Raw genomic sequence first — 26,492 nt, 5'->3', positions numbered from 1 at the left:
ATGTGGCGTGAAACCAAAATTCTGCTGATCGATGACGATAGCGTCCGCCGCCGCGACCTGGCGGTGATTCTAAATTTTCTTGGCGAAGAAAATTTACCCTGCGGCAGCCATGACTGGCAGCAGGCAGTCGGCTCTTTGTCGTCTAGTCGTGAAGTCATTTGCGTACTGATCGGGACCGTTAATGCTCCTGGCGCGCTTTTGGGCTTGCTAAAGACACTCGCAACCTGGGATGAGTTCCTTCCGGTTTTGTTAATGGGCGATAATTCTTCCGTTGACCTGCCTGAAGACCAGCGTCGCCGCGTGCTGTCGACCCTGGAAATGCCGCCCAGCTACAGCAAATTGCTCGATTCGCTGCATCGCGCCCAGGTCTATCGCGAAATGTACGACCAGGCCCGCGAACGCGGCCGTCATCGCGAACCCAATCTTTTCCGCAGTCTTGTCGGCACCAGTCGTGCGATTCAGCACGTCCGGCAGATGATGCAGCAAGTGGCCGACACCGACGCCAGCGTGCTGATCCTCGGCGAGTCCGGCACCGGCAAGGAAGTGGTCGCGCGCAACCTGCACTATCACTCCAAACGCCGCGACGCGCCATTCGTACCAGTCAACTGCGGCGCTATTCCGGCGGAACTGCTGGAAAGCGAACTGTTCGGCCACGAGAAGGGCGCCTTCACTGGCGCGATCACCAGCCGTGCCGGGCGCTTTGAGCTGGCCAATGGCGGCACGCTGTTTCTCGACGAAATCGGCGACATGCCGCTGCCAATGCAGGTCAAGCTGCTGCGCGTATTGCAAGAGCGCACCTTCGAACGCGTGGGCAGCAACAAGACCCAGAGCGTCGACGTGCGCATCATTGCCGCAACGCACAAGAATCTCGAAAGCATGATCGAGATCGGCTCGTTCCGTGAAGACCTCTACTATCGCCTGAACGTGTTCCCGATCGAGATGGCGCCGCTGCGTGAGCGCGTCGAAGACATCCCGCTGCTGATGAACGAACTGATCTCGCGCATGGAGCACGAGAAGCGTGGTTCGATCCGTTTCAATTCGGCGGCGATCATGTCGCTGTGCCGTCACGGCTGGCCGGGCAACGTCCGCGAGCTGGCCAACCTGGTCGAGCGCATGGCGATCATGCATCCGTACGGGGTGATCGGCGTGGTCGAGTTGCCGAAGAAATTCCGCTACGTCGACGACGAAGACGAGCAGATGGTCGACAGCCTGCGCAGCGATCTGGAAGAACGCGTGGCCATCAACGGCCATACGCCGGACTTCAGCGCCAATGCACTGCTGCCGCCTGAAGGTCTCGACCTCAAGGATTACCTCGGTGGCCTGGAGCAGGGCCTGATTCAGCAAGCGCTGGACGACGCCAATGGCATTGTTGCCCGCGCCGCTGAGCGTCTGCGCATCCGTCGCACAACCTTGGTCGAGAAGATGCGCAAGTACGGCATGAGCCGGGCCGGAGGAGACGAACAGGCGGATGATTGACGCCTGTTTTTCAAGCGCTTCATTTATAAGCGGTTTTTTTTAGGCACGGGTATTGCTACAGCCCTCGCAACGTTCCGTTTCACTGACGGTCAGCCAAGCGAGAGAGCCCAATGCCCCAAGCCGCCCAGATCTCTTCTGCCTCCAATATCGTGGGGCAACCCTCGTCCGTAGAGCAGGCAAGTCGTCAGGGACTTGAGCAGGCCTTCCAGCTGTTCAACCAGATGTCGAGCCAACTGACCGACTCCTACAGCCTGCTCGAAGCGCGGGTCACCGAACTCAAGGGTGAGCTGGCCGTGGTCAGCGCCCAGCGCATGCAGGAACTGGCGGAAAAAGAACGCCTGGCCAATCGCCTGCAAAACCTCCTCGACCTGTTGCCCGGCGGCGTCATCGTCATCGACGGCCACGGTCTGGTGCGCGAAGCCAATCCTGCCGCCATCGATCTGCTCGGCTCGCCACTCGAGGGCGAACTCTGGCGCCATGTGATTGCACGCTGCTTCGCTCCCCGTGAAGACGACGGTCATGAAATCTCCTTGAAAAACGGTCGACGCCTGTCGATTTCCACCCGCTCGCTGGATGCCGAGCCGGGGCAGTTGGTGCTGCTCAACGACTTGACGGAAACACGTCATCTGCAAGACCAGTTGGCGCGCCACGAACGTTTGTCATCGCTGGGGCGCATGGTTGCCTCGCTGGCCCACCAGATTCGAACACCGCTGTCCGCCGCTTTGCTCTACGCCAGTCATTTGACTGAACAGCAATTGCCGGTGGAAACCCAGCAACGCTTTGCCGGGCGCCTGAAAGAGCGTCTGCACGAACTCGAACATCAAGTGCGCGACATGCTGGTGTTCGCTCGCGGTGAATTGCCGCTGACCGACCGCATTTCGCCCAATGCCTTGATGCAATCGCTGCAGGCTGCGGCGCTGACCCATGTGCAGGACCTGCCGATCCGCTGGCAGTGCGACAGCCATGCCGGTGAGTTGCTGTGCAACCGCGACACACTGGTCGGCGCATTACTGAATCTGATTGAAAACGCCATTCAGGCCAGCGCTGGCGAAGCGCGCCTGAAAGTGCATTGCTACACCAGAGGCAACACCCTGCGTCTGTGTGTCAGCGACAGCGGCAGCGGCATTGAGCCGACAGTTTTGGCGCGCCTCGGCGAGCCTTTTTACTACCAAGGTCACCGGCACCGGCCTCGGCCTGACCGTGGTCAAAGCGGTGGCCCGTGCGCATCAGGGAGAATTGACCCTGCGTTCGCGAGTCGGGCGCGGCACTTGCGCGCAGGTCAGTCTGCCGCTGTTTTCCGCTGCACAAGGAGTTGAATAAACGTCATGGGCATCAAGGTGTTGCTGGTCGAGGATGACCGTTCGTTGCGCGAGGCGCTGGCCGATACGCTGCTGCTCGCCGGCCACGACTATCACGCCGTCGGCAGCGCCGAAGAAGCGCTGACGGCCGTCGCGCAGCAAGCTTTCAGCCTGGTGGTCAGCGACGTCAACATGCCGGGCATGGACGGTCATCAATTGCTTGCGTTGCTGCGCGCACGCCAGCCGCAATTGCCGGTGCTATTGATGACCGCCCACGGCGCGGTCGAGCGTGCGGTCGATGCGATGCGCCAAGGCGCGGCGGATTATCTGGTCAAGCCGTTTGAGCCCAAGGCATTGCTCGATCTGGTGGCGCGACATGCGCTGGGCTGCATTGATGCTGGCGAAGCGGAAGGCCCCGTCGCCGTTGAACCGGCCAGTGCGCAGTTGCTTGAGTTGGCGGCGCGGGTTGCGCGCAGTGATTCGACTGTCCTCATCTCCGGCGAGTCCGGCACCGGTAAAGAAGTGCTGGCGCGCTACATTCACCAGCAATCGCGACGGGCGAGCCAGCCGTTTATTGCGATCAACTGCGCGGCGATTCCCGACAACATGCTCGAAGCAACACTGTTCGGCCATGAGAAGGGCTCGTTCACCGGCGCCATCGCCTCGCAGGCCGGCAAGTTCGAGCAGGCGGACGGCGGCACCATTCTGCTCGATGAAATTTCCGAAATGCCCCTGGGCCTGCAAGCCAAGTTGCTGCGCGTCCTGCAAGAGCGGGAAGTGGAGCGAGTGGGCGCGCGCAAGCCGATCATTCTGGATATTCGCGTGGTCGCCACGACCAACCGCGATCTGGCCGGTGAAGTGGCGGCGGGGCGTTTTCGCGAAGACCTGTTTTACCGCTTGTCGGTTTTCCCCTTGGCCTGGCGTCCACTTCGCGAGCGCACTGCCGATATCCTGCCGCTGGCGGAAAAATTGTTGGCCAAACACGTCAATAAAATGAAGCACGCAGCAGCGAAGCTGTCCCCCGAAGCTCAAGCTTGCCTGACCGCGTACCCGTGGCCGGGCAACGTGCGGGAGCTGGACAACGCCATTCAGCGCGCGTTGATTCTGCAGCAGGGCGGTTTGATTCAGCCGCAGGATTTCTGCCTGAGCGGTGCGGTGACATTTGCGCCGTTGCCGATCACGGCACCGGTGATCCGCGAGGTGGAAATCGAGGCGGATTCTTCCGGCGCGCTGGGCGATGACCTGCGCCGCCGGGAGTTTCAGATGATCATCGACACCCTGCGCGCCGAGCGTGGCCGCCGTAAGGAAGCTGCCGAAAAGCTCGGCATCAGCCCGCGCACCCTGCGCTACAAACTGGCGCAAATGCGCGATGCCGGGATGGATGTCGAAGGTTATCTGTTCGCCACCTGATCGATGCTGCAAAACATTCCAGATGCTTTTCTCAGGAGGGTGCCCACTAGCTGGCACCCTTGTTGCTAATACCTGTGTACCCGCCGAGTGAGTGTCAAAAAATTGCGGGCCGCCCAAGAGAGTAGACCATGAGCCAAGGTATTGAATTTAATCGGTTGATGATGGACATGCAGGCCATGAAAGTGGATGCCATGTCTGCGCGTAAATCGACTGCCGCTGTCCCTGAAATCGCGGGCAGCAGCTTTTCCGACATGCTCGGTCAGGCGATCAATAAAGTCAGCGATACCCAGCAGGCGTCGACTCAACTGGCCAACGCGTTCGAGATCGGCAAGAGCGGTGTCGACCTGACTGACGTCATGATTGCGTCGCAAAAAGCCAGCGTGTCGTTCCAGGCTCTGACCCAGGTGCGCAACAAGCTGGTCCAGGCTTACCAAGACATCATGCAGATGCCGGTTTAAGGGCGAAATAAGTCATGGCAGAAGCAGTCGCTGATAACGTTCCGGCCAAGGCCACCCCGATCGACGGCAAACCGCCGCTGTTCGGCCTGTCCTTTCTGGAAAACCTTTCCCAGATGACCGTGCTGCGTCAGGTCGGCCTGTTGGTCGGTCTGGCGGCGAGCGTGGCGATTGGCTTTGCCGTGGTGCTGTGGTCGCAGCAGCCGGATTACCGTCCACTGTACGGCAGCCTTGCCGGCATGGACGCCAAGCAGGTCATGGAAACCCTGGCCGCCGCTGACATTCCCTACAACGTAGAACCCAATTCCGGCGCCTTGCTGGTCAAGGCCGACGACCTGTCCCGTGCGCGGATGAAACTCGCTGCCGCTGGTGTCACTCCCAGCGACGGCAACATCGGTTTCGAAATCCTCGACAAGGAACAGGGTCTGGGCACCAGCCAGTTCATGGAAGCGACCCGTTATCGTCGCGGCCTCGAAGGCGAACTGGCGCGGACCATTTCCAGTTTGAACAACGTCAAGGGTGCCCGCGTGCATCTGGCCATTCCGAAGAGTTCGGTGTTCGTCCGTGACGAGCGCAAGCCGAGCGCTTCGGTACTGGTCGAGCTGTACAGCGGGCGTTCGCTGGAGCCGGGTCAGGTGGTGGCGATCATCAACCTGGTCGCGACTTCCGTGCCCGAGTTGAGCAAATCGCAGATCACCGTCGTCGATCAGAAGGGCAACCTGCTCTCCGATCAGGCGGAGAACTCGGAAATGACCATGGCCGGCAAGCAGTTCGATTACAGCCGCCGCATGGAAAGCATGCTCACCCAGCGCGTGCACAACATTCTGCAACCGGTACTGGGCAACGATCGCTACAAGGCTGAAGTCTCCGCCGACGTCGATTTCAGTGCCGTCGAATCGACCGCCGAGCAGTTCAACCCGGACCAACCGGCGTTGCGCAGCGAGCAGTCGGTCAATGAACAACGCACCGCCAGCAATGGTCCGCAAGGTGTGCCGGGTGCCCTGAGCAACCAGCCGCCGTCGCCTGCCTCGGCGCCGCAGACCACCGGTGGCACCGCCGCACCGGCCGGAATGATTCAGCCAGGTCAGCCTTTGGTTGATGCCAACGGCCAGCAGATCATGGACCCGGCCACCGGCCAGCCGATGCTCGCGCCGTACCCGGCCGACAAGCGTCAACAATCGACCAAGAACTTCGAACTCGACCGTTCGATCAGCCACACCAAGCAGCAGCAGGGCCGTCTCAATCGCCTGTCGGTGTCGGTGGTGGTCGACGATCAGGTCAAGATCAACCCGGCCAACGGCGAAACCAGCCGTGCGCCGTGGAGCGCCGACGAATTGGCGCGCTTCACCCGTCTGGTGCAGGACGCGGTCGGTTTCGACGCCAGCCGTGGCGACAGCGTCAGCGTGATCAACATGCCGTTCTCCGCCGAGCGCGGCGAAGTGATTGCCAATATTCCGTTCTACTCCCAGCCATGGTTCTGGGACATCGTCAAACAAGTGCTGGGTGTGCTGTTCATCCTCGTACTGGTGTTTGGTGTGCTGCGTCCGGTGCTCAACAACATCACCGGCGGTGGCAAAGGCAAGGAGCTGGCCGGTCTGGGCAGCGACGTGGAACTTGGTGGCATGGGCGGCCTGGACGGCGAACTGGCCAACGACCGCGTGAGCCTCGGTGGTCCGCAGAGCATTCTGTTGCCGAGCCCGAGCGAGGGTTATGACGCGCAACTGAATGCAATCAAGAGTCTGGTAGCTGAAGACCCGGGTCGCGTGGCTCAGGTCGTGAAAGAGTGGATTAACGCAGATGAGTGATAACCGAGCCGCCACCGTCAAACTGACCAAGGTCGACAAAGCCGCGATTCTGCTGCTGTCCCTGGGTTCGACCGATGCTGCGCAAGTGCTGCGCCACATGGGGCCCAAGGAGGTTCAGCGCGTCGGCGTGGCCATGGCGCAGATGGGCAACGTCCATCGCGAACAGGTCGAGCAGGTGATGAGCGAGTTCGTCGACATCGTCGGCGATCAGACCAGCCTCGGCGTCGGATCCGACGACTACGTACGCAAGATGCTCACCCAGGCCCTGGGCGAAGACAAGGCCAACGGCCTGATCGACCGCATCCTGCTCGGCGGCAACACCAGCGGCCTCGACAGCCTGAAATGGATGGAGCCGCGCGCAGTCGCTGACGTCATCCGTTACGAACACCCGCAGATCCAGGCAATCGTGGTCGCGTACCTCGACCCGGATCAGGCCGGTGAAGTGCTCGGCAACTTCGACCATAAAGTGCGTCTGGACATCATCCTGCGCGTCTCGTCGTTGAACACCGTGCAACCGGCCGCCTTGAAAGAACTCAACCAGATTCTCGAGAAACAGTTCTCCGGCAACTCGAACGCCTCGCGCACCACCCTGGGTGGCATCAAGCGTGCGGCCGACATCATGAACTTCCTGGACAGCTCGATCGAAGGCCAGCTCATGGACTCGATCCGCGAAGTCGACGAAGACCTGTCCGGTCAGATCGAAGACCTCATGTTCGTGTTCAACAACCTTGCCGACGTCGACGACCGTGGCATTCAGGCGCTGTTGCGCGAAGTCTCTTCCGATGTGCTGGTGCTGGCCCTCAAAGGCTCGGACGAGGGCGTCAAGGAAAAGATCTTCAAGAACATGTCCAAGCGTGCCGCCGAACTGTTGCGCGACGACCTCGAGGCGAAAGGCCCGGTGCGCGTCAGCGACGTCGAAACCGCGCAGAAGGAGATCCTCACTATTGCCCGTCGTATGGCCGAAGCCGGCGAGATCGTGCTCGGTGGCAAGGGCGGCGAGGAAATGATCTAAGCCCATGGATAAGCCTGACGAGTCTGTGACGGATCTGATCCGCGCCCGTGATGTTCGCGGCTTCGAATCCTGGGCGCTGCCCAGCTTCGACCCGCCGAAACCGGAACCCGAGCCGGAGCCGGAACCCGAACCGCCGGAAATGGAAGAAGTGCCGCTGGAAGAAGTCCAGCCACTGACCCTGGAAGAACTCGAAAGCATCCGTCAGGAGGCTTACAACGAGGGCTTCGCCATTGGTGAAAAGGAAGGTTTTCACAGCACCACGCTGAAGGTGCGTCAGGAAGCAGAAACGGCGCTGGCGGCGAAAATCGCCAGCCTTGAGCTGCTGATGGCCAACCTGTTCGAACCGATCGCCGAGCAAGACACCCAGATTGAAAAGTCGCTGGTCGACCTCGTGCAGCACATCACCAAACAAGTGATCAAGCGCGAACTGGCCATCGACTCGACACAGATCGAACACGTCATGCGCGATGCCCTCAAGCTGTTGCCGCTGGGCGTGGAAAACGTGCGCCTGTACGTTAATCCGCAGGATTTCGCCCAGGTCAAAGCCCTGCGCGAACGCCACGAAGAAACCTGGCGCATCGTCGAGGACGAGTCGCTGTTGCCGGGCGGTTGCCGGGTTGAAACCGAGCACAGCCGCATCGACGCCAGCGTCGAGTCACGGGTGACCCAGGTTATGGCCAAGCTGTTCGACCAATTGCATGAGCAGGCTCTGCATCCGGCAGCGGCAGACCTGACGCTCGATATTCCTGAAGACACCCCAGCGGCTGTCGACTCTGACGAGCCGCGCGCGGACGCCAGCGATGCGCCTTGAACGCACCAGTTTCGCCAAGCGCCTGAGCACCTACGCCGAGGCCACCGAGATTGCCGGCGCGCCGATCCTTGAAGGTCGGCTGCTGCGCATGGTCGGCCTGACCCTCGAAGCCGAAGGCTTGCGCGCCGCCATGGGCACCCGTTGCATGGTCATCAATGACGACAGCTACCATCCGTCTCAGGTGGAAGCGGAAGTCATGGGTTTTTCCGGCAGCAAAGTCTTTCTGATGCCGGTCGGCAGCGTCGCCGGCATTGCCCCGGGCGCCCGCGTGGTGCCGCTGGCCGATACCGGTCGTTTGCCGATGGGCATGAGCATGCTTGGCCGTGTTCTTGACGGTGCTGGCCGCGCGCTGGACGGCAAGGGCGGCATGAAGGCCGAAGACTGGGTGCCGATGGACGGCCCGACCATCAACCCGCTCAACCGTGATCCGATCAGCGTACCGCTGGATGTCGGCATCCGTTGCATCAACGGTTTGCTGACGGTCGGCCGTGGCCAGCGTCTGGGTCTGTTCGCCGGTACCGGTGTCGGTAAATCGGTGCTGTTGGGCATGATGACCCGCTTCACCGAGGCCGACATCATCGTCGTCGGCCTGATCGGTGAGCGTGGTCGCGAAGTTAAGGAATTCATCGAGCACATCCTCGGTGAAGAAGGCCTCAAACGCTCGGTAGTGGTTGCCTCGCCAGCAGACGATGCACCGCTGATGCGTATGCGCGCGGCGATGTATTGCACGCGCATCGCCGAGTATTTCCGCGACAAGGGCAAGAACGTTCTGCTGCTGATGGACTCGCTGACCCGTTTCGCCCAGGCCCAGCGCGAAATCGCTCTGGCCATCGGCGAACCGCCAGCAACCAAGGGCTATCCGCCTTCGGTGTTCGCCAAGCTGCCGAAACTGGTGGAGCGCGCCGGTAACGCGGAGAAGGGCGGTGGCTCGATCACGGCGTTCTACACCGTACTGTCCGAAGGCGATGACCAGCAGGACCCGATTGCCGACTCGGCGCGGGGCGTGCTCGACGGCCACATCGTCCTGTCGCGGCGCCTCGCCGAGGAAGGCCACTATCCGGCGATCGACATCGAAGCGTCGATCAGCCGGGTGATGCCGGCGGTGGTTTCGCCGGATCACATGCAGCGCGCGCAGTATTTCAAACAGCTCTGGTCACGCTATCAGCAGAGCCGCGATCTGATCAGCGTCGGTGCCTATGTGGCCGGTGGCGATCGCGAGACCGATCTGGCGATTTCCCTGCAACCGCAGTTGGTCAGGTATCAGCGCCAGGGCCTCAACGACAAAATCAATCTGGGTGAAAGCCAGGCCTATCTGGAAACCCTGTTCGCCCCTGCGGCGGGCGGGTAACCGGCCATGGCCGTTAGCCGCGCTGCGCGCCTGGCACCGGTGGTGGACATGGCCGAGAAGGCCGAGAAAGCCGCCGTGCAGCGCCTCGCCTACTTTCAGGGCCAGGTCAAAGTTGCCGAAAGCAAACTGGCCGACCTCAATGCCTTTCGTCTGGATTACTCGCAGCAGTGGATCGTGCGCGGCAGCACCGGCGTGACCGGGCAATGGCTGCTGGGCTTCCAGGGTTTTCTGGCGCAACTCGACACCGCCGTCGACCAACAACGGCAGAGCCTGGTCTGGCACCAGAACAAGCTCGACAAGGCTCGTGAAGAGTGGCAGCAGGCGTTTGCCCGCGTCGAGGGTTTGCGCAAACTGGTGCAGCGCTATCGTGATGAAGCGCAACGCCTGGAAGACAAGCGCGAGCAGAAGCTGCTCGATGAACTGTCGCAGCGGTTGCCACGGCGTGATGCCTTTTAAAGATCAAAAGATCGCAGCCTTCGGCAGCTCCTACAGGGGAATGCATTTTCAAATGTAGGCGCTGCCGAAGGCTGCGATCTTTTGATCTGCTTTTCCAGCCTTGCCCCAACCCTATCCAGGTGCTAAACCTTGTACAGGTTCGTCAATGACAAGGAAGCCAGTCAATGTCAGTCGTTACAGAAGTCTCTCCAGACCAGAAAAAGCTCACGATCGCCGTCAAAGGCCGGTTCGATTTCGGTCGCCATCAGGAATTTCGCGAGTCGTATGAACGGCTCCCACACAAACCCGAATCCATCGTGGTCGATCTCAAAGAGGCCACTTACCTCGACAGCTCCGCGCTGGGCATGTTGCTTCTGCTGCGTGATCACGCCGGTGGCGACAATTCGGATATCCGCGTCGTCAACAGCAGCTCCGATGTGAAGAAAATCCTCGCGATTTCCAACTTCGACAAACTCTTCGACATCAGTTGACGCCCATGCAGGCGCAAGAGCCGCTGACTATTCTTATCGCCGAAGACAGTGCCGCCGACCGGCTGCTGCTGTCCACCATTGTCCGCCGTCAAGGTCATCAAGTGCTGACGGCGGCCAATGGTGCGGAGGCGGTCGAATGCTTCCAGCAGCAAGAACCCGATCTGGTGTTGATGGACGCGCTGATGCCGGTAATGGACGGCTTCGAAGCGGCGCGGCAGATCAAGGCGCTGGCGGGTGAAGCGTTGGTGCCGATCATCTTCCTCACCTCGCTGACCGAGAGTGAAGCGCTGGCCCGTTGTCTAGAGGCTGGCGGTGACGATTTTCTGGCGAAGCCGTACAACCAGGTGATCCTTGCCGCCAAAATCAAGGCGATGGATCGCTTGCGGCGCCTTCAGGCAACGGTCCTGCAGCAGCGTGATCTGATCGCAAAACATCATGACTATCTACTGAACGAACAACGCGTGGCCAAAGCGGTGTTCGACAAGGTCGCACATTCCGGTTGCCTGAGTGCGCCGAACATCCGTTACCTGCAATCGCCGTATGCGCTGTTCAACGGTGACTTGTTGCTGGCGGCGTACACGCCTGCCGGTGACATGCACGTCATGCTCGGCGATTTCACCGGGCATGGCTTGCCGGCAGCGGTGGGGGCGATGCCGCTGGCCGAAGTGTTTTATGGGATGACCGCCAAGGGCTATGGCCTGGCCGAAACCCTGCGCGAGATGAACGCCAAGCTCAAGCGCATCCTGCCGGTGGACATGTTCTGCTGTGCCACCTTGCTCAGTCTGAGTTTCCAGAGCCGTTCGGTGGAGGTGTGGAACGGTGGCATGCCCGACGGTTACTTGCACCGCATGGCCAGCGGCGAGCGTGTGCCCTTGCCGGCGCGGCATTTGCCCCTTGGGATTCTCAGCGCGCAAGCCTTCGATGACCGTACGGATGTGTATCCGATGGCCGTCGATGATCGAGTGTTTCTGTTATCGGACGGGGTGATCGATACCTGCGATGCCAATGACCTGTTGTTCGGCGTCGAACGCTTGCAGCAGGTGTTTGCGGCGAACCGTGAGCCGGATCGGTTATTCGAGGATATCGAACAGGCGTTGCGCGATTTTCGCGGACAGGCCCGTGATGACGTAAGCATGGTCGAAGTCAGTCTGCTTGAGTCGGCGCAGGCCCACGGCGCCGCGCCGGTGTATTCAGACAGCGGCCAGTCGTGCCCGCTGGACTGGTCGGCCAGTTTCGAGTTTCGCGGCGCCACGCTCAGGCGCTTCAATCCATTGCCGTTCCTCTTGCAGTTGCTGCTTGAAGTGCATGGCCTGCGCGCGCAAAGCGGGGCGCTGTACAGCGTGCTCGCCGAGTTGTATTCCAATGGCCTGGAGCATGGCGTGCTCGGGCTGGACTCGAGCCTCAAACGCGATGCGGCAGGTTTCGCCCGCTACTATGAAATGCGCGCGGCGCGGTTGGAGGCGCTGCAAGACGGTTTCGTGCGAGTGCATTTGCAGGTCCAGCCGCAAGGCGAGGGTGGGCGGCTGGTCATTCGTGTCGATGACAGCGGCAAGGGGTTTGATGTGGCGCGGGTCATGGAAAGGCCCGTGGATAACGTCCGCTTGTCGGGACGCGGCATCGGTCTGGTCCGGCAACTGGGGCGCAACGCCAGTTGGTCGGACCAAGGTCGTAGTGCCAGCGTGGAGTTTTTCTGGGAGATTGAGGCATAATCCGCCCATTCTTGATCAAGGAGTGAGCAAGTGACAGACGCACATGTAAATCGCGAAGTCCTCGATACTTTGCGCGAGGTGATGGAGGACGGCTATACGGAATTGCTGGAGACTTTTCTGGCAGATTCGCAAAGCCGCCTGCACGAGTTGCAGGACAGCACCAGCGCCAAAGCGCTTTCCGATGTAGCGCATAGCTTCAAGGGCAGCGCCAGCAACATGGGCGCGGTTCGACTGGCCGAGTTGTGCCAGGACCTGGAGTCGAACGCGAAGGACAAAAGCCCGGAAGCACTCGCTCAGCTAGTCGCCGATATCCATTCTGAATTCGCCGAAGTACGTCCGGTGTACGAAAGCGAAAAGCACCACGCCCACATTCACTGAAGCTGCCGTCCGGCGCTTTTCGCAAGTGTCTGGCCAAACTGGCCCGGCACTTGCAGTCATCTTGCTCAACTGTACCTACGATCCCAGTGCAGCGGAGACCGTTTCATGCCTGCGACCCCAAATATCCTTCTTCAGACCGCCGCTCAGGCCAAGGCGCAAGCCGCCGCTGCCAAATCGTCGGCAATGGCCGCAGACGCCGGGGACAAGGCTTCCAGCTTCGCCAAAGTGTTCGCCGATCAGGCGCCGGCCAAGCCCGCCGTGAGCGCTGACAATTCAGTCAAGCCGGCACGCGATAAGGTCGCGGACAGCAGCGGCAAAAAGGATATCGGCAAAGAGCAGTCTGCCGCGCCCGAGCCAGCAGTTGCCGATAGCGGCAAAGCGTTGCCTGCCGACAAGGCGTCGAGCGACGACGCGACAGCGACTGCCGATGACACCACTGAAACCGTACAAACCCCTGTGGCCGATGCCGCGCCTGTAGACCCGGCCCTTGATCCGGCCTTGGCGCAAGTCGTTCAGCCGTTGGTGGCAGCGCCTGTGGTGCAAGCACCAACAGTCACCACGCCAGCCCAGCCGGAAACCGAAACGCCTGCACTGGCGGTCGTGTCGGGCATGGTCAAAGATCCGGCGGCCACCGACAGCGATTTCGATCCATCGGCCGACCCGCTCGACTCGATGCCGGCCGTGCGCATGGCGATGGAGCAGGGCGGGCATATTTCCGCCGCCAGTCAGGCGCAACCGAAAGCCACGCCTGCTCAAGCTCAGGCTGACGGTGAATTGACCGCCGCGCAGAACTTTGCCGCCGGCATGGCCAGCATGCTCGACGTGCAGGCCGACAAGGACAGCACCAGTCAGGGCGGCGAACAAGCTTTCAGCGGGCTGATCGACGATGGTCTGAAGGATCTGAAATCGGCTACCAGCGACACTCGCGTCGATGACTTCGCCAACCGTCTGGCGGCACTGACCCAGGCCGCTACGCCGAAAACCGCCAATGCGCTGCCGGTGAATCAGCCGATCGCCATGCACCAGAGCGGCTGGACCGAAGAAGTGGTCAACCGCGTCATGTACCTGTCCAGCGTCAACCTGAAGGCCGCCGACATTCAGTTGCAGCCGGCGGAGCTTGGGCGTCTGGATATCCGCGTGAACATGGTTCCCGATCAGCAAACCCAGGTCACCTTTATGAGCGCACACCCAAGCGTGCGTGAAGCGCTCGACAGCCAGATGCACCGCCTGCGTGACATGTTCAACCAGCAGGGCATGGGCCAGGTCGACGTCAACGTCGCCGACCAGAACCGTGGCTGGCAGGGTCAGCAAGGTCAGGAACAGGCGCAGCATGGGCAGAGTGGCCGGACCAGTGCTGCGGGTGGCCGCCTGGATTCGGCGGATGAGGAATTGGCACCAGCTACTGTCGCTGAAGTGGTGGCGCAGACTACCAGCGTGATTGGCAGCAGCGCGGTCGACTATTACGCCTGAGCAAATCAAGAGCCCCCTCACCCTAGCCCTCTCCCAGAGGGAGAGGGGACCGATTGGGGAATCTTGAAGAACTACGCCGACCTGAACGAGCATCGCTGAATCCGTTCGACATTCGGCGACCTGTTGATTCCCGCCCTGAACTTGCAATCACCTCGGTTGTGCAGGTCGATGTCCAGCCCCATTACATCTCGGTCGGCCCCCTCTCCCTCCGGGAGAGGGCTGGGGTGAGGGTGCTTTTGACTTTAGCGTCGTTCTCGACCTCCGACACTTCTGGCATAACACTTGCTCTTGCCTTGCCGTGCGACTGTGAAACCCCCGATTAGTGACGGATTATTGGCATGGCGAAGAGCGAAGCTGCAGCAGTAAAAGACCCCGCAACCAAAGGCAAACTCAAGCTGATCATCGTGATCGTGCTGGCGTTGCTGGTGGCCATTGGTGCATCCGTCGGGGCGACCTGGTTCTTCATGCACGGCGCGCAGAGCAAGCCTGCCGAGGCCGCTGAAGCAGCGCCGGTCGGCAAGCAGGCGGCGATTTTCGAGCCGATGGCGCCGGCCTTCGTTGCCAACTACAACCAGAACGGCCGTCAGCGCTACATGCAGGTGAGCATCACCATGCTGGCGCGGAATCAGGCCGATCTGGACGCGCTCAAAGTGCACATGCCGGTTATCCGCAACAACCTGGTAATGCTCTTCTCCGGTCAGGATTTCGCCACACTGGCGACCCCGGTCGGCCAGGAGATGTTGCGCCAGAAGGCCACCGCCAGCGTCCAGGAAGTGGCGCAGAAAGAACTGGGCAAAGTGGTCATCGAACAGTTGCTTTTCACTAATTTCGTACTGCAGTAGGAACACGACATGGCCGTGCAGGATCTGCTGTCCCAGGATGAAATCGATGCGCTGCTGCATGGCGTCGATGATGGTCTGGTACAGACCGATAATGCTGCCGAACCCGGCAGTGTCAAAAGCTACGACCTGACCAGCCAGGATCGCATCGTCCGTGGACGCATGCCGACGCTGGAAATGATCAACGAGCGCTTTGCCCGCTACACCCGCATCAGCATGTTCAACATGCTGCGCCGCTCGGCGGACGTGGCTGTCGGTGGCGTGCAGGTGATGAAGTTCGGCGAATACGTGCACTCGCTGTACGTGCCGACCAGCCTCAACCTGGTCAAGATCAAACCGCTGCGCGGCACCGCGCTGTTCATCCTCGACGCCAAACTGGTGTTCAAGCTGGTGGACAACTTCTTCGGTGGTGACGGCCGTCACGCCAAGATCGAAGGGCGTGAGTTCACCCCGACCGAGTTGCGCGTAGTGCGCATGGTGCTCGAGCAGGCGTTCGTCGATCTGAAAGAAGCCTGGCAGGCGATCATGGAAGTCAATTTCGAGTACATCAACTCGGAAGTGAACCCGGCCATGGCCAACATCGTCGGCCCGAGCGAAGCGATTGTGGTCTCCACCTTCCACATCGAACTCGATGGCGGTGGCGGCGATCTGCACGTGACCATGCCGTACTCGATGATCGAGCCAGTGCGCGAGATGCTCGACGCCGGTTTCCAGTCCGACCTCGACGATCAGGACGAGCGCTGGGTCAACGCCCTGCGCCAGGACGTGCTCGATGTCGACGTGCCGATCGGCGCCACCGTGGCCCGCCGCCAGTTGAAGCTGCGCGACATCCTGCACATGCAACCGGGCGATGTGATCCCGGTCGAGATGCCGGAAGACATGATCATGCGCGCCAACGGCGTGCCGGCCTTCAAGGTCAAGATGGGCTCGCACAAAGGCAACCTCGCGTTGCAGGTGATCGAGCCGATCGAGCGTCGCTGAGGCGGCGCTTTTCACCCCGTATTTAACCGAATTGTTGCCCGCCGAGGACACATGATGAACGACGATATGAACGCGCAGGACGACCAGGCACTGGCCGATGAATGGGCTGCGGCCCTGGAAGAAACCGGTGATGCCGGCCAGGCTGACATCGATGCACTGCTGGCCGCCGACGCCGGCACTTCCAGCTCCAACCGTCTGCCGATGGAAGAGTTCGGCAGCGTGCCGAAGAACAATGATCCGGTGACCCTCGACGGTCCGAACCTGGACGTGATCCTCGACATTCCGGTGTCGATCTCGATGGAAGTCGGCAGTACCGACATCAACATCCGCAACCTGCTGCAACTCAACCAGGGTTCGGTGATCGAGCTTGATCGTCTGGCCGGTGAGCCGCTCGACGTGCTGGTCAACGGCACCTTGATCGCCCACGGCGAAGTAGTGGTGGTCAACGAGAAGTTCGGCATCCGCCTGACCGACGTGATCAGCCCAAGCGAACGCATCAAGAAGCTGCGCTGAGTGAAAAGGTTTCTCTGGGTGCTGCTGGCATGGCCGTTGAGCGTGCTGGCTGCCGAGCCGGGTGCAACCACTGCCGCGCCTGCCGCCACCGCGCCAATGGTCAACAGCGGCGTGGCCGGTCAGTTAACGCAACTGGTGTTCGGTTTGCTGCTGGTGCTGGGTTTGATCTTTTTCCTCGCCTGGCTGTTGCGCCGCGTGCAGCAGGCGGGGCCAGCGGGCAAGGGCCAGGTAATCGAGCTGATCGGCTCACGCGCGCTCGGTCCGCGTGACCGCTTGATGCTGGTGCAGGTCGGCAACGAGCAGATTCTGCTCGGCCTCAGCCCCGGCACCATCACCGCGCTGCACGTGCTCAAAGAGCCGGTCGAAGTCCCCACCGCCAGTGAAAAAGCGACGCCGGAATTTGCTCAGCATCTGCTGAAGATTCTTGGCAAGGACCAAAAGGATACGAAGTAATGGGTGCGCTCCGCATCGTCTTGACGCTGGTCCTGTTGCTGGCCGCGCCGCTGGCGTTCGCCGCCGATCCGTTGTCTATCCCGGCGATCACGCTGGGCACTAATGCCGACGGCGCGCAGGAATATTCGGTCAGTCTGCAGATCCTGCTGATCATGACCGCGCTGAGCTTTATTCCAGCGGCGGTCATCCTGATGACCAGCTTCACGCGGATCATCATCGTCTTCTCGATCCTGCGTCAGGCCCTCGGCCTGCAACAGACGCCGTCGAACCAGATCCTCACCGGCATGGCGCTGTTCCTGACGTTGTTCATCATGGCGCCGGTGTTCGACCGGGTGAACAACGACGCGCTGCAACCGTATCTGGCGGAAACCCTCACCGCCCAGCAAGCGGTGGAAAAGGCTCAGGTGCCGATCAAGGACTTCATGCTCGCGCAGACTCGTACCAGCGATCTGGAGCTGTTCATGCGCCTGTCCAAGCGCACCGACATTGCCAGCCCGGATCAGGCGCCGTTGACCATTCTGGTGCCGGCGTTCGTGACCTCCGAGCTTAAGACCGCCTTCCAGATCGGCTTCATGATCTTCATTCCGTTCCTGATCATCGACCTCGTTGTCGCGAGCGTGCTGATGGCCATGGGTATGATGATGCTCTCGCCGCTGATCATTTCGCTGCCGTTCAAGATCATGCTGTTCGTGCTGGTCGATGGCTGGGCGCTGATCATCGGTACTCTGGCCAGCAGTTTTGGAGGTGTTTCGCCATGACGCCGGAAGTCGCGGTCGATATCTTTCGTGAAGCCCTGTGGCTGACCACCATGATGGTCGCCATCCTGGTGGTGCCGAGCCTGCTGGTCGGCCTGCTGGTGTCGATGTTCCAGGCGGCCACGCAGATCAACGAACAGACCCTGAGCTTCCTGCCGCGTCTGCTGGTGATGCTGGTCACCCTGATCATCGGCGGTCCGTGGATCGTGCAGACGTTCATGGAATACATCATCCAGCTGTACAAAAACATTCCGATGGTCATCGGCTAAGCCATGCAATCGCTGCTTCAGCTGACCGACACCCAGATCAGCACCTGGGTGGCGTCATTCATGTTGCCGCTGTTTCGCGTGGCGTCGATGCTGATGGTCATGCCGGTGTTCGGCACCACGCTGATTCCGCGCCGCGTGCGCCTGTATTTCGCCGTGGCGATCACCGTGGTGATCACCCCGGCGCTGCCGCCGATGCCCGCCGTCAGCCCACTCGATCTCAGCGGCCTGTTGCTGATCGGCGAGCAGATTCTGGTGGGCGCCGTACTGGGCTTTTCCCTGCAACTGTTCTTCCAGGCTTTCGCCGTCGCCGGGCAGATCGTCGCGATCCAGATGGGCATGGGCTTCGCCTCGATGATCGACCCTACCAACGGCGTTTCGGTGGCGGTGATCGGGCAGTTCTTCACCATGCTGGTGACGTTGCTGTTCCTGTCGATGAACGGCCATCTGGTGGTATTCGAAGTCCTCACTGAAAGTTTCACCACGCTGCCGGTCGGCGGCGGTTTGATGGTTGCGCATTACTGGGAACTGGCCGGCAAACTCGGCTGGGTCCTCGGCGCCGCATTGCTGCTGGTGTTGCCGGCCGTCACCGCACTGTTGGTGGTCAACATCGCCTTCGGCGTGATGACCCGCGCCGCGCCGCAACTGAACATCTTCTCGATCGGTTTTCCGCTGACCCTGGTGCTCGGCCTGTTCATCGTCTGGGTGGGGCTTGCGGACATTCTCAACCAGTATCAACCGCTGGCCAGCGAGGCCTTGCAGTTGCTACGCGAACTGGCACGGGCGCGCTGAGTCATGGCAGAGAGCGAGAGCGGTCAGGACAAAACGGAAGACCCCACGGAGAAACGCAAAAAGGACTCCCGTGAGAAGGGTGAAATCGCCCGTTCCAAAGAGCTCAACACCCTGGCCGTGATGATGGCCGGCGCCTCTGCGCTGCTGATTTTCGGCGGCATGCTCGCGCAAGAAATGATGGACGTGATGCGCCTGAACTTCACCCTGTCCCGCGAAGTGGTCATGGATCAGGGCGCCATGGGCCGGTTTTTGCTGGAGTCGGGCCTGATCGCCTTGCTGGCGATTCAGCCGGTGATGATAACCCTGTTGCTCGCCGCCATCATCGGGCCAATCTCCCTGGGTGGCTGGCTGTTCGCGGCAAGTTCGCTGGCACCCAAATTCAGCCGGATGAACCCGGCCGCCGGCCTCAAACGGATGTTCTCGTTCAAGGCTGTGGTTGAACTGCTCAAGGCATTGGCGAAGTTTCTGATCACCTTGGGCGTGGCGCTGTTGGTGTTGTCCGCCGACGTCGACGACTTGCTGCGCATCGCCCACGAACCACTGGATATGGCGATCATTCACAGCGTCTTGCTGGTGGGCTGGAGCACGCTGTGGCTGGCCTGCGGTCTGATCATCATCGCCGCCGTCGACGTGCCGGTGCAGATCTGGGAGAGCATGAAGAAGCTCAAGATGACCAAGCAGGAAGTGCGCGACGAGCACAAGGATCAGGAAGGCCGCCCGGAGGTCAAGCAACGCATTCGCCAGACCCAGCGCGAAATGTCCCAGCGACGGATGATGGCAGCGATTCCCGAAGCCGACGTGGTCATCACCAACCCGACCCACTACGCGGTCGCGCTCAAGTACGACTCGGAGAAGGGCGGCGCGCCGGTGCTGCTGGCCAAGGGCAGCGACTTCATCGCCCTGAAAATCCGCGAAATTGCAGTGGCCAACAACGTTATGCTGCTCGAGTCGCCTGCGCTGGCGCGCTCGATCTATTACTCAACTGAGCTTGAGCAGGAAATTCCTGGCGGGCTGTATCTGGCAGTGGCGCAGGTATTGGCCTACGTCTATCAGATTCGCCAACACCAGGCGGGCAAGGGCAAGCGGCCGGACCCGCTCAAGGATGATCTGCCTATTCCGCCGGATTTGCGCCGGGACTCTTGAGAGTTACCGCTCGTCTGGAAAATCTCTGAACCTGTCAGGTCTGACAGTAGACGCCGCTCTCTGACCGCGTTGCTATGCAACCGGGAATAATCCCCGAGCGCAGAGATGAAGATCATGGCAGAGCGAATCTATAAGAAACTCCAAGGAATGACGCTGGACTATGTTTCAGGGCAGTTGGAGGAAAACCCCAAGGAACGATCCATACGTTACACGGTGAGCTTTGACCTCGATCTCGACTTCACTCACTTCGTGCAGATGGCAAACCTTTATATTCCCGATTATCTGAACAACCCGGTCAATGCCATCAGGCCTGAACTGGACGGATTGGCTTACCACTACTCCTACAACTATCTGTTCGATAGCGCGGGCAACGTCCGCGACAAAATGGCCTTGTTCACGCTGTTCACATCGCCAGGTTATTACATGGATCAATGGGCCACGGGCGTTGAGTTGGCGGTGCGTTACGGTAAGCCTGCGTTTGAAGTCGTCGGGCAAAAGTTGCGCATCACTGCAAGCAGGGATTTCCGACTGGTGGACGAAAGTCGAACGATCAAGATCGCAGATTTACCTCTCTTGCAGTTTCATTGGGCGTTAAACCTGTTGCAAAGTGACCTCACCGCTCCTGATATCACTGTACCTGTGACCAAGGTCGTGCTCATGTACATGCATGAAGACTTCGTCCAGGTTGAAGGCCAATGGGTACTTCGAGGCGTGAAGTATGTCGATCGCAATCAATTGCGTTTCGGCACTATCACGGCCAAGCAGATGCTGACAGCGATGTAGACCGGGCTCTGAGCTGATCGCGCCTGCGCGCAGCAAATGAATGCAGGCGGCACGCCTCGTGTCCCTTCCAAAGCCGAACGTGGAGCGTCCTTAAGCGCCGTGCTCCTCAGGATGCACGGCGCCCCTGTTGGCGACAGGTTTTAACGGTCCGTGGGATGGAGATTTAATGAGCGACCTCCGTTAGCTGCGTGAAAGTGGTTCGGTTGATCTATCAATGAGCACGATTTCAATATCGTCAATCTGATAGTCGTTGCCTCTGCTCGCCGAGACATGGCTGTCAACGGTCAAAACGATTGAGGCGGTTGTGGGTATAAAATGGCCTGATAACGTTATCCAGTCGGTTGTGGAGCTGATTTGGGTAGGGCCAGCGATGATCTTGGCATCGGCTTGGATCGATAACGATGGCGTCGTGTATCTACCGTCCCACCGGATAGCTTTGATTGAAAAACGATATTGATAACCCGGATGCAGATTCCAAAGTGTCTTATGGATGACTACCCCATCAGATTGATCTGTGTAGGTGAGGTTACGCAGTACCCAGTTGCCGTCACTCAGTCTTACTGATTTCAGGTCGTTTGGATGTACACCCGGCCCGCTGACCCAACCGTTCCAGTTCTCGTCAGTAAAATCGGTAAAGTCAATTCTCAGGGCTGATGCGACAGTAAAGCTGCGCACCGCCGACTCCGGCTGTGCACTGTAAAGCGCTTTGGCTTTGATTGGGTGCGCGCCTTTGCTCAGCCCGCTTATCTCTCTGCTCCAGTTGCCATTGGCATCGACCGTCACGACCGGGGTCAGCGCCGTGTTGCCGTCGTAAAGCTGTACGGTCTGGTCAGAACTGGCGTCGCCGGTGACGGTGACACTGGTGTCCAATGTGGTGCCATTAGGGGCAACGATGCCGTTGGAATCGGTGATGCTGACGATGGTAGGCGCTTGCGCCACCCCGACACTGAACTCCAATGGCTCGGCGTAACTGATCCCGCCAGCCGCGCGTTTGATTTGGTATTTGGCGATCACCGTCCCGCCTTCATTACCCTTGATCATCGCGGCCGGGATCGGGAACGGCACTTCCTTGCCGGCGGTGAGTCCGTTCAGCTTGATCGAGTCGGGATACTCACCGGTGATCGAGCCGATCCAGAACATGAAGACTTCGTCGCCGGTTACTGTTTCCGTGTACTTCACGGTCAGGGTGGTGCCGGCCGTGTCGGCTGGCAGGACGCCATCCACCACGCCGTCCACCTCCGGTTGAGGCAGTTCCAGGCGTGGTTTGCCGACTCGCAGGATATCGCTGTGGATCGATTCGCGCATGGCGCGGGTAGCCGCGAACGGGTTCAGCGTGTCGAGCACTGTATCCGGGATCTGTAATTGGTAGTAGAACTCCGCCGTGCCGCCGTTGACCGGGTTCAGGTGCGCGCCATCGATGTAGTACCACAGCGATTTGGCTGCGACGACGTCGTTGTGGGTGATGGGCCGAGTTGGCAGGTCTGGCAGGTAAGGCTTGAGGCCTGGCGTGGTGCCGAGCATGACTATCGTGAGGACGTGACCTTCGACAAAGGATTTGTCGAAGGGAATCTCGAGTTCTACTCGGGCCAGCGCCGGGTCCAGTGCTCCGGAGTCCTCATCCGTCAAGATCGGCGCGGCCAGGCGCTTGACTTCGCCGATGGCGCGGATGAACTGGCTATTGGAGTGTAAATCAGCGGAATTGTCGGCTTTTTTCAGGCGGTACGACAAGGTGATCTGCGACTTGGCCAACAGGCGCAGCACAGAGTTGGGAGCCTTGTGTTCAAAAATGCTCGGCACATTTTCCAGCTCCACGCCCTCTAACTCCACGTCTATCAGCGGCCCTTCGACGGGCGTTCCCTTGATCCTGATGAATACAATGTCACCGACTTTGAACTTGTTCGTATCCCTGGCAACAATTTGCACGGTGCCATCGGCGTCGCCCAGCTTGTCGACGTCCAGTACGTTGTTCAACGTTTCCTTGAGCAACGGCGCGTCCGGCCGAGTCGTATCCACCGCGACCGGTACACGCTGCTCCGGGCTCCAGTCTTCGGAACGGTTGAACACGCAGTCGTACACTTCGAACACCACGGCCACGCCGGGCGCTTCCGCATCACCGGCCTCGCGGATGACGGCTTCTTCAATTTTCACGATGATCGGCGCTTTGCCTTCGGCCTGTTCCTCGGTCAGCGGATCGCCGTAGACGAAAATCCCGCCCCAGCTGACGCGACAGACATCGCCGGCCGCGGCGAAGGGATAGGGCGGCGTGCCCTCAGCCTTGCCAATGCTGATCTTCACGCCATCCTTGACGTTGCCTGCGTGGATGCCGTCAAGAATGTCCTGAGGAATGATCATGATCAGTTTGGAATGCCCGTCGTCGCCGTTGTCATCGTGCCCGCCCGGACGAGTGAGCTTGACCAACACCTGCATGACCTCGGACGGTTGATCCGTGCCGCCCAGGGGCTTGACCACATAGGACACCGCGAACTGGCCATCGACCATGTGTCGGGTGGGCACGAACATGCTCAGTTGCGTGCCGACCTCGTTTTTGTCGACGGTTTCAACCCAGACGTTCTGCCCGGCGCCCCAAAAGATGGTCAACCCGTCGCCAGTCGCCATGTTCCCCCACGGGCCGGCGTGGCACCGCAGGCCATTGAGCGGAAAGTTGCCCAGCGCGGCGGCGATGTTAATGCCCCATACGTCGGGGTCCGTCGACACCGGCTCCTTGCTGCCGCCAGGAATGACGAGTTTTGCGAGTAGCAGGGGGTTGTTGGGGCTGGACATGGCATCGACTCCGACGGGAAAGTGACGGAGTGAGTTAACGCCCGTTGCCCGGGTTGCGCACCTGTCAAAGTTGACAGGTGCGCAGTGGTATCCGACGAGTGGTTGTCGTCGCCAACCGGCCCGCAGCCACGCTTGGAATGCGGTCAAACTATGGCAGCGAGCCTGCTCGCGAAGGGGCCTGAAAGGACACCCGATCAATCAACGAGTGTGCGCAATCCCCGGCAGCGTCCGGCGCTGGGATGGTTTGACCAGTCCGGCGAATTCCTGGGCGATGGTTTTGCCCGAGGCGAGGGTTTCACAGGCGTTGGCCAGCAGGTCTTGGTTTGGTGTCGTCAGCGACGGCGTACATCGGAAGGGATTTCCAACTGAGTAGATGATAAGTGGCACGATCGGCGAAAAAATGCGGCGCATCTTTCGAGGCGCCGCAACTCAGAACGTGAACTTGTCAGGGCTTATTGTTTGTCTTGGTCATGCCGGCGCCCATTGTCGACGCACTTGATGTTGATGCCGCCAGGTACGTCACCTCTTTATGTAAACGATCTTGCACCGCACTGCTGTCACCTCCATCCCTTGGCCGTCCCCATGTGACTACTCCACCATCCGCTGTAAGTGCCGCAAAAGCACCATCATTGCCATAAATTGCTATGACCTGTTTAAGTTTATCAGCAACTTCTGTCAAGTCACCGCCCACTTCTGGACGTCCCCAGGCTACGACTGTGCCGTCTTTACGTATCGCCGCAAAAGCTTGGCTACTAGCGCAAACCTGCACGATATCGTTCAGTTTCCCGATTTCAGCGGGCAGTTCGACGGACCCCCAAGTTACAACGCTGCCGCCAGCGCGGCGCGCAACATATCCATACCGATATGGGGTGACTTCCTCAATATCAGTTAGATTGCCAACTAATCCCAGCTTTCCACCCCACCCACTATTCCCCCAAGCTACAAGTTGACCCGTCTTGCGTCTTGCGGTGAACGAATAATAATTTGAGGTGGTTAACTCGACAATGTCGGTCATCGCAGCAATATCGGCAGGCAACGCTCCTCCGAAGTGAGCCGCTCCCCAAGCAATGATTTGGCCATTAGTGCGAAGGCCGGCGAACGCTCCGAGGTTGCCCGTCAATGACTGGATGTCAGTTAATTCGCCCAGTTCAGGGGGGATATCTCCCCCTCGGGCGGAGTCGCCCCAGGTTAAGATTTTTCCGCCAGCCCGTTGCGCGGCGTATGCATATCCAGATGAGAAAATTCTCACAATATCGGTCAGCCCAGCAATTTCAGGGGGAACCACTCCCACTTCATCGCCCCACGCGACAACGCTGCCGGAAGATTTCAAGCCGGCGAAACCTGGCCAATTGCCGACGAGTTGCCGAAACCCCGATGGATCGACATTGCCCATGTTTCCACCGAAGGCTTCCTTGCCCCAGGCAACGACCTTGCCAGTTGGAGAAAGAGCGGCAAAGGCGTGGGACGAACTGTAAACTTTATAATTATCTTTTAAACCAATAATTTCTGGCGGAATACTGCCGCCTACCTCAGGGATGCCCCAGCCCACCAGCTCTCCGTCATTGCGTAAGGCAACGAACGCTCCTGTGCCGCCAGTTATATTAATGGGGTTGAGTGTGAGTTGCTGTTCGCCGTGACGTACATACAACGGCTCACGAGGGCGGAAATCTCTCCAGCTACTCGCTGTTACCCATATTTCACTGCTTGGGTATTTCCACTCGACCAAGAGAGGTTCGTAGGTGTCATCCAGGGCCGTCAGTATTGGCTGACCGTCTCCGAAAGTCATATTGTTGTTGAGCGAGCGTGATCCAATAATATTCATATTGATGCCCTCTTGTAGTTGTAGAGCGTTTGCAGTGGTGTGCAAGTGCCTGGATTATTGTTGCCGCGCCTGATGGTGCAGAAAAGCGCGGGGTTGGACCGACCGTTGACGATTGGTGGGCTCAGGGCGAGGACGGAGTAGTCTGAAGGGGGTGAGTTGGGCATGAGTAGCGCTCCTGCGCAGTGGGAAAAGGCAGGGTCATCAAAGCGCTTTATCGCAGGTCACGCACCTGTCAAACCTGACAGGTATTGGCGGTTTTTCGATAGGTGGTCATTGCTTGAAAGAAGAAGCCACCGTTTCGGTTAATTCGGAGCGGCAGCTTTTTGGAGGGAGATAGCGCCTGTGGGACAGCCTTCGCGAGCAGGCTCGCTCCCACAGGGATCATCGGGAGGGTGTTACTGCGGCAACTCCAGATTATCCAGCACCCGATTCACTGCCAATTCCCCGAGCATGATCAACTGCGCAATCCCCATCAGCGTTCGGCGCTGGGATGGTTTCACCAGTCCGGCGAATTCCTGGGCGATGGTTTTGGCCGAGGCGAGGGTTTCGCAGGCGTTGGCCAGCAGGTCTTCGTTTTTCGTGTCGGCGGTGACGGCGTACATGGCGCGGGGACTGAAGGGCGGTGGGGTCGAGCCGGGTGGGCAGAGGTAGTGGTCGAGGGCGCGGTCGGCGGCTTGGTGGAGTTTTTTTGAATCGAGGGATTCGTAGGGGGAGGTGGGGTCGGATTCGGGCGGGTTGGGTGTTGGTTTGATCATGGTGAAGCTCCTTTGAAGTGGAGCCGCTACAACCTGTCGCTAAACAGGGAGGGTGGCGGCTGTACGCGGGTTAGCGAACCGGTCAAAGGCACCCGGCAGACCCGAAGGTCTCCCGCATACAGCCACCATGACGAAATCGCGAACATACAGATCCGCAACGAAGCCTGGAACGCTGATGCACCTTTGACTTGAGTTCGAGTCGCTAAACCCGATCGCTGATTCGTCAGCGACCGGACCACGATAGAACTCGACCCCAAAGCGCACAAGCCGGCGGATTCTGGCTTGCCTGTAGGCAATGGCGCAAGGATTTGTAGCCTTGAGACCGTGTCTGCAGGTGTCTTTTAAACAGCTTCGTTTAAACCCAAAAACTTGTGCCGGATATGATGGCCTCTTCGCGAGCAGTCTCGCTCCCACAGGGGCCGTATTCCAAATGTCCGATTGGGAATGCATTTCAAGCGGTGGGAGCGAGCCTGCTCGCGAAGGGGCCAGCCCAATCAGCCGATAAATCCCA

25 protein-coding genes and 1 pseudogene are annotated in these 26,492 nt (G+C 59.9%); 22 read left to right on the top strand and 4 right to left on the bottom strand.

Going from position 1 to position 26,492, the window contains the following annotated elements; all coding sequences use genetic code 11:
* The 22 genes and pseudogenes from ACZZ0K_RS16340 (at position 1) to ACZZ0K_RS16235 (ending at position 20,623) form a co-directional block, all read left to right on the top strand.
* Positions 1-1,476 (top strand): sigma-54 dependent transcriptional regulator, encoded by a 1,476-nt coding sequence (locus ACZZ0K_RS16340; protein ID WP_041479014.1) that lies wholly within the window; start codon positions 1-3, stop codon positions 1,474-1,476.
* Positions 1,477-1,697: 221 nt separating this feature from the next.
* Positions 1,698-2,796 (top strand): annotated as a pseudogene (locus tag ACZZ0K_RS16335) (sensor histidine kinase).
* Positions 2,797-2,801: 5 nt separating this feature from the next.
* Complete coding sequence (locus ACZZ0K_RS16330) at positions 2,802-4,184, top strand: sigma-54-dependent transcriptional regulator (RefSeq protein WP_150636657.1); 1,383 nt, start codon at positions 2,802-2,804, stop codon at positions 4,182-4,184.
* A gap of 128 nt (positions 4,185-4,312) precedes the next feature.
* A complete protein-coding gene (gene fliE, locus ACZZ0K_RS16325) occupies positions 4,313-4,642 on the top strand; it encodes a flagellar hook-basal body complex protein FliE (protein ID WP_016771081.1) in 330 nt (109 codons plus the stop codon).
* A 14-nt stretch (positions 4,643-4,656) separates the two neighbouring features.
* The gene (gene fliF / locus ACZZ0K_RS16320; protein ID WP_463559205.1) at positions 4,657-6,444 is read left to right on the top strand and encodes a flagellar basal-body MS-ring/collar protein FliF; all 1,788 of its coding nucleotides are present in this window, start codon (positions 4,657-4,659) and stop codon (positions 6,442-6,444) included.
* Complete coding sequence (gene fliG, locus ACZZ0K_RS16315) at positions 6,437-7,456, top strand: flagellar motor switch protein FliG (RefSeq protein ID WP_016771079.1); 1,020 nt, start codon at positions 6,437-6,439, stop codon at positions 7,454-7,456. The genes fliF and fliG overlap by 8 nt, the downstream gene beginning before the upstream one ends.
* Before the next feature lie 4 nt (positions 7,457-7,460).
* On the top strand, positions 7,461-8,267 hold the full coding sequence (gene fliH / locus ACZZ0K_RS16310) for a flagellar assembly protein FliH (protein WP_258707783.1): 807 nt from the start codon (positions 7,461-7,463) through the stop codon (positions 8,265-8,267).
* Positions 8,257-9,615, top strand: a complete 1,359-nt coding sequence (gene fliI, locus ACZZ0K_RS16305; RefSeq protein WP_016771077.1) for a flagellar protein export ATPase FliI — start codon at positions 8,257-8,259, stop codon at positions 9,613-9,615. Before fliH ends, fliI begins: the two co-directional genes overlap by 11 nt.
* A 6-nt stretch (positions 9,616-9,621) precedes the next feature.
* On the top strand, positions 9,622-10,071 hold the full coding sequence (gene fliJ / locus ACZZ0K_RS16300; protein WP_016771076.1) for a flagellar export protein FliJ: 450 nt from the start codon (positions 9,622-9,624) through the stop codon (positions 10,069-10,071).
* A 164-nt stretch (positions 10,072-10,235) separates the two neighbouring features.
* Positions 10,236-10,541, top strand: a complete 306-nt coding sequence (locus ACZZ0K_RS16295; protein ID WP_056783805.1) for an STAS domain-containing protein — start codon at positions 10,236-10,238, stop codon at positions 10,539-10,541.
* A 5-nt stretch (positions 10,542-10,546) separates the two neighbouring features.
* The gene (locus ACZZ0K_RS16290; protein ID WP_463559204.1) at positions 10,547-12,250 is read left to right on the top strand and encodes an ATP-binding SpoIIE family protein phosphatase; all 1,704 of its coding nucleotides are present in this window, start codon (positions 10,547-10,549) and stop codon (positions 12,248-12,250) included.
* A gap of 30 nt (positions 12,251-12,280) precedes the next feature.
* The gene (locus tag ACZZ0K_RS16285; RefSeq protein ID WP_056783810.1) at positions 12,281-12,628 is read left to right on the top strand and encodes an Hpt domain-containing protein; all 348 of its coding nucleotides are present in this window, start codon (positions 12,281-12,283) and stop codon (positions 12,626-12,628) included.
* Between the two features lie 105 nt (positions 12,629-12,733).
* Positions 12,734-14,098: a flagellar hook-length control protein FliK gene (locus ACZZ0K_RS16280; protein WP_258707785.1), complete on the top strand. Its 1,365-nt coding sequence runs from the start codon at positions 12,734-12,736 to the stop codon at positions 14,096-14,098.
* 338 nt (positions 14,099-14,436) lie between these two features.
* Positions 14,437-14,940, top strand: a complete 504-nt coding sequence (gene fliL / locus ACZZ0K_RS16275; RefSeq protein ID WP_016771071.1) for a flagellar basal body-associated protein FliL — start codon at positions 14,437-14,439, stop codon at positions 14,938-14,940.
* A 9-nt stretch (positions 14,941-14,949) separates the two neighbouring features.
* Complete coding sequence (gene fliM, locus ACZZ0K_RS16270; RefSeq protein ID WP_003222890.1) at positions 14,950-15,918, top strand: flagellar motor switch protein FliM; 969 nt, start codon at positions 14,950-14,952, stop codon at positions 15,916-15,918.
* A 54-nt stretch (positions 15,919-15,972) separates the two neighbouring features.
* Positions 15,973-16,431 carry a flagellar motor switch protein FliN gene (gene fliN / locus ACZZ0K_RS16265; RefSeq protein ID WP_016771070.1) on the top strand — a complete coding sequence of 153 codons (459 nt, stop codon included), beginning with the start codon at positions 15,973-15,975 and terminating at the stop codon, positions 16,429-16,431.
* Positions 16,432-16,884, top strand: a complete 453-nt coding sequence (gene fliO / locus ACZZ0K_RS16260; RefSeq protein ID WP_016771069.1) for a flagellar biosynthetic protein FliO — start codon at positions 16,432-16,434, stop codon at positions 16,882-16,884.
* The gene (fliP, locus tag ACZZ0K_RS16255) at positions 16,884-17,642 is read left to right on the top strand and encodes a flagellar type III secretion system pore protein FliP (protein ID WP_016771068.1); all 759 of its coding nucleotides are present in this window, start codon (positions 16,884-16,886) and stop codon (positions 17,640-17,642) included. Before fliO ends, fliP begins: the two co-directional genes overlap by 1 nt.
* Positions 17,639-17,908, top strand: coding sequence for a flagellar biosynthesis protein FliQ (gene fliQ / locus ACZZ0K_RS16250; RefSeq protein ID WP_016771067.1), 270 nt, complete (start codon positions 17,639-17,641; stop codon positions 17,906-17,908). Before fliP ends, fliQ begins: the two co-directional genes overlap by 4 nt.
* A 3-nt stretch (positions 17,909-17,911) precedes the next feature.
* On the top strand, positions 17,912-18,697 hold the full coding sequence (gene fliR / locus ACZZ0K_RS16245; RefSeq protein ID WP_016771066.1) for a flagellar biosynthetic protein FliR: 786 nt from the start codon (positions 17,912-17,914) through the stop codon (positions 18,695-18,697).
* Between the two features lie 3 nt (positions 18,698-18,700).
* Positions 18,701-19,840: a flagellar biosynthesis protein FlhB gene (gene flhB, locus ACZZ0K_RS16240; protein ID WP_016771065.1), complete on the top strand. Its 1,140-nt coding sequence runs from the start codon at positions 18,701-18,703 to the stop codon at positions 19,838-19,840.
* A 105-nt stretch (positions 19,841-19,945) separates the two neighbouring features.
* Complete coding sequence (locus tag ACZZ0K_RS16235; RefSeq protein WP_252879654.1) at positions 19,946-20,623, top strand: hypothetical protein; 678 nt, start codon at positions 19,946-19,948, stop codon at positions 20,621-20,623.
* Positions 20,624-20,803: 180 nt separating this feature from the next.
* On the opposite strand, the gene ACZZ0K_RS16230 is transcribed toward ACZZ0K_RS16235, so the two are convergent.
* From ACZZ0K_RS16230 to ACZZ0K_RS16215, 4 genes are all read right to left on the bottom strand, one after another.
* Positions 20,804-23,404, bottom strand: coding sequence for an Ig-like domain-containing protein (locus tag ACZZ0K_RS16230; RefSeq protein WP_463559203.1), 2,601 nt, complete (start codon positions 23,402-23,404; stop codon positions 20,804-20,806).
* 198 nt (positions 23,405-23,602) lie between these two features.
* The gene (locus ACZZ0K_RS16225; protein WP_463559202.1) at positions 23,603-23,815 is read right to left on the bottom strand and encodes a hypothetical protein; all 213 of its coding nucleotides are present in this window, start codon (positions 23,813-23,815) and stop codon (positions 23,603-23,605) included.
* Positions 23,816-23,849: 34 nt separating this feature from the next.
* Entirely contained in the window at positions 23,850-25,226 is a 1,377-nt protein-coding gene (locus ACZZ0K_RS16220) for a hypothetical protein (protein ID WP_463559201.1), read from the bottom strand.
* Positions 25,227-25,621: 395 nt separating this feature from the next.
* Positions 25,622-25,981, bottom strand: a complete 360-nt coding sequence (locus tag ACZZ0K_RS16215) for a DUF6124 family protein (protein WP_024012116.1) — start codon at positions 25,979-25,981, stop codon at positions 25,622-25,624.
* Positions 25,982-26,492 lie beyond the last annotated feature (511 nt).

It is taken from the genome of Pseudomonas sp. AC255 (assembly GCF_979258175.1).
The sequence above is the reverse complement of the archived record's forward strand: the minus strand, read 5'-3'. Positions and strand labels throughout refer to the sequence as shown.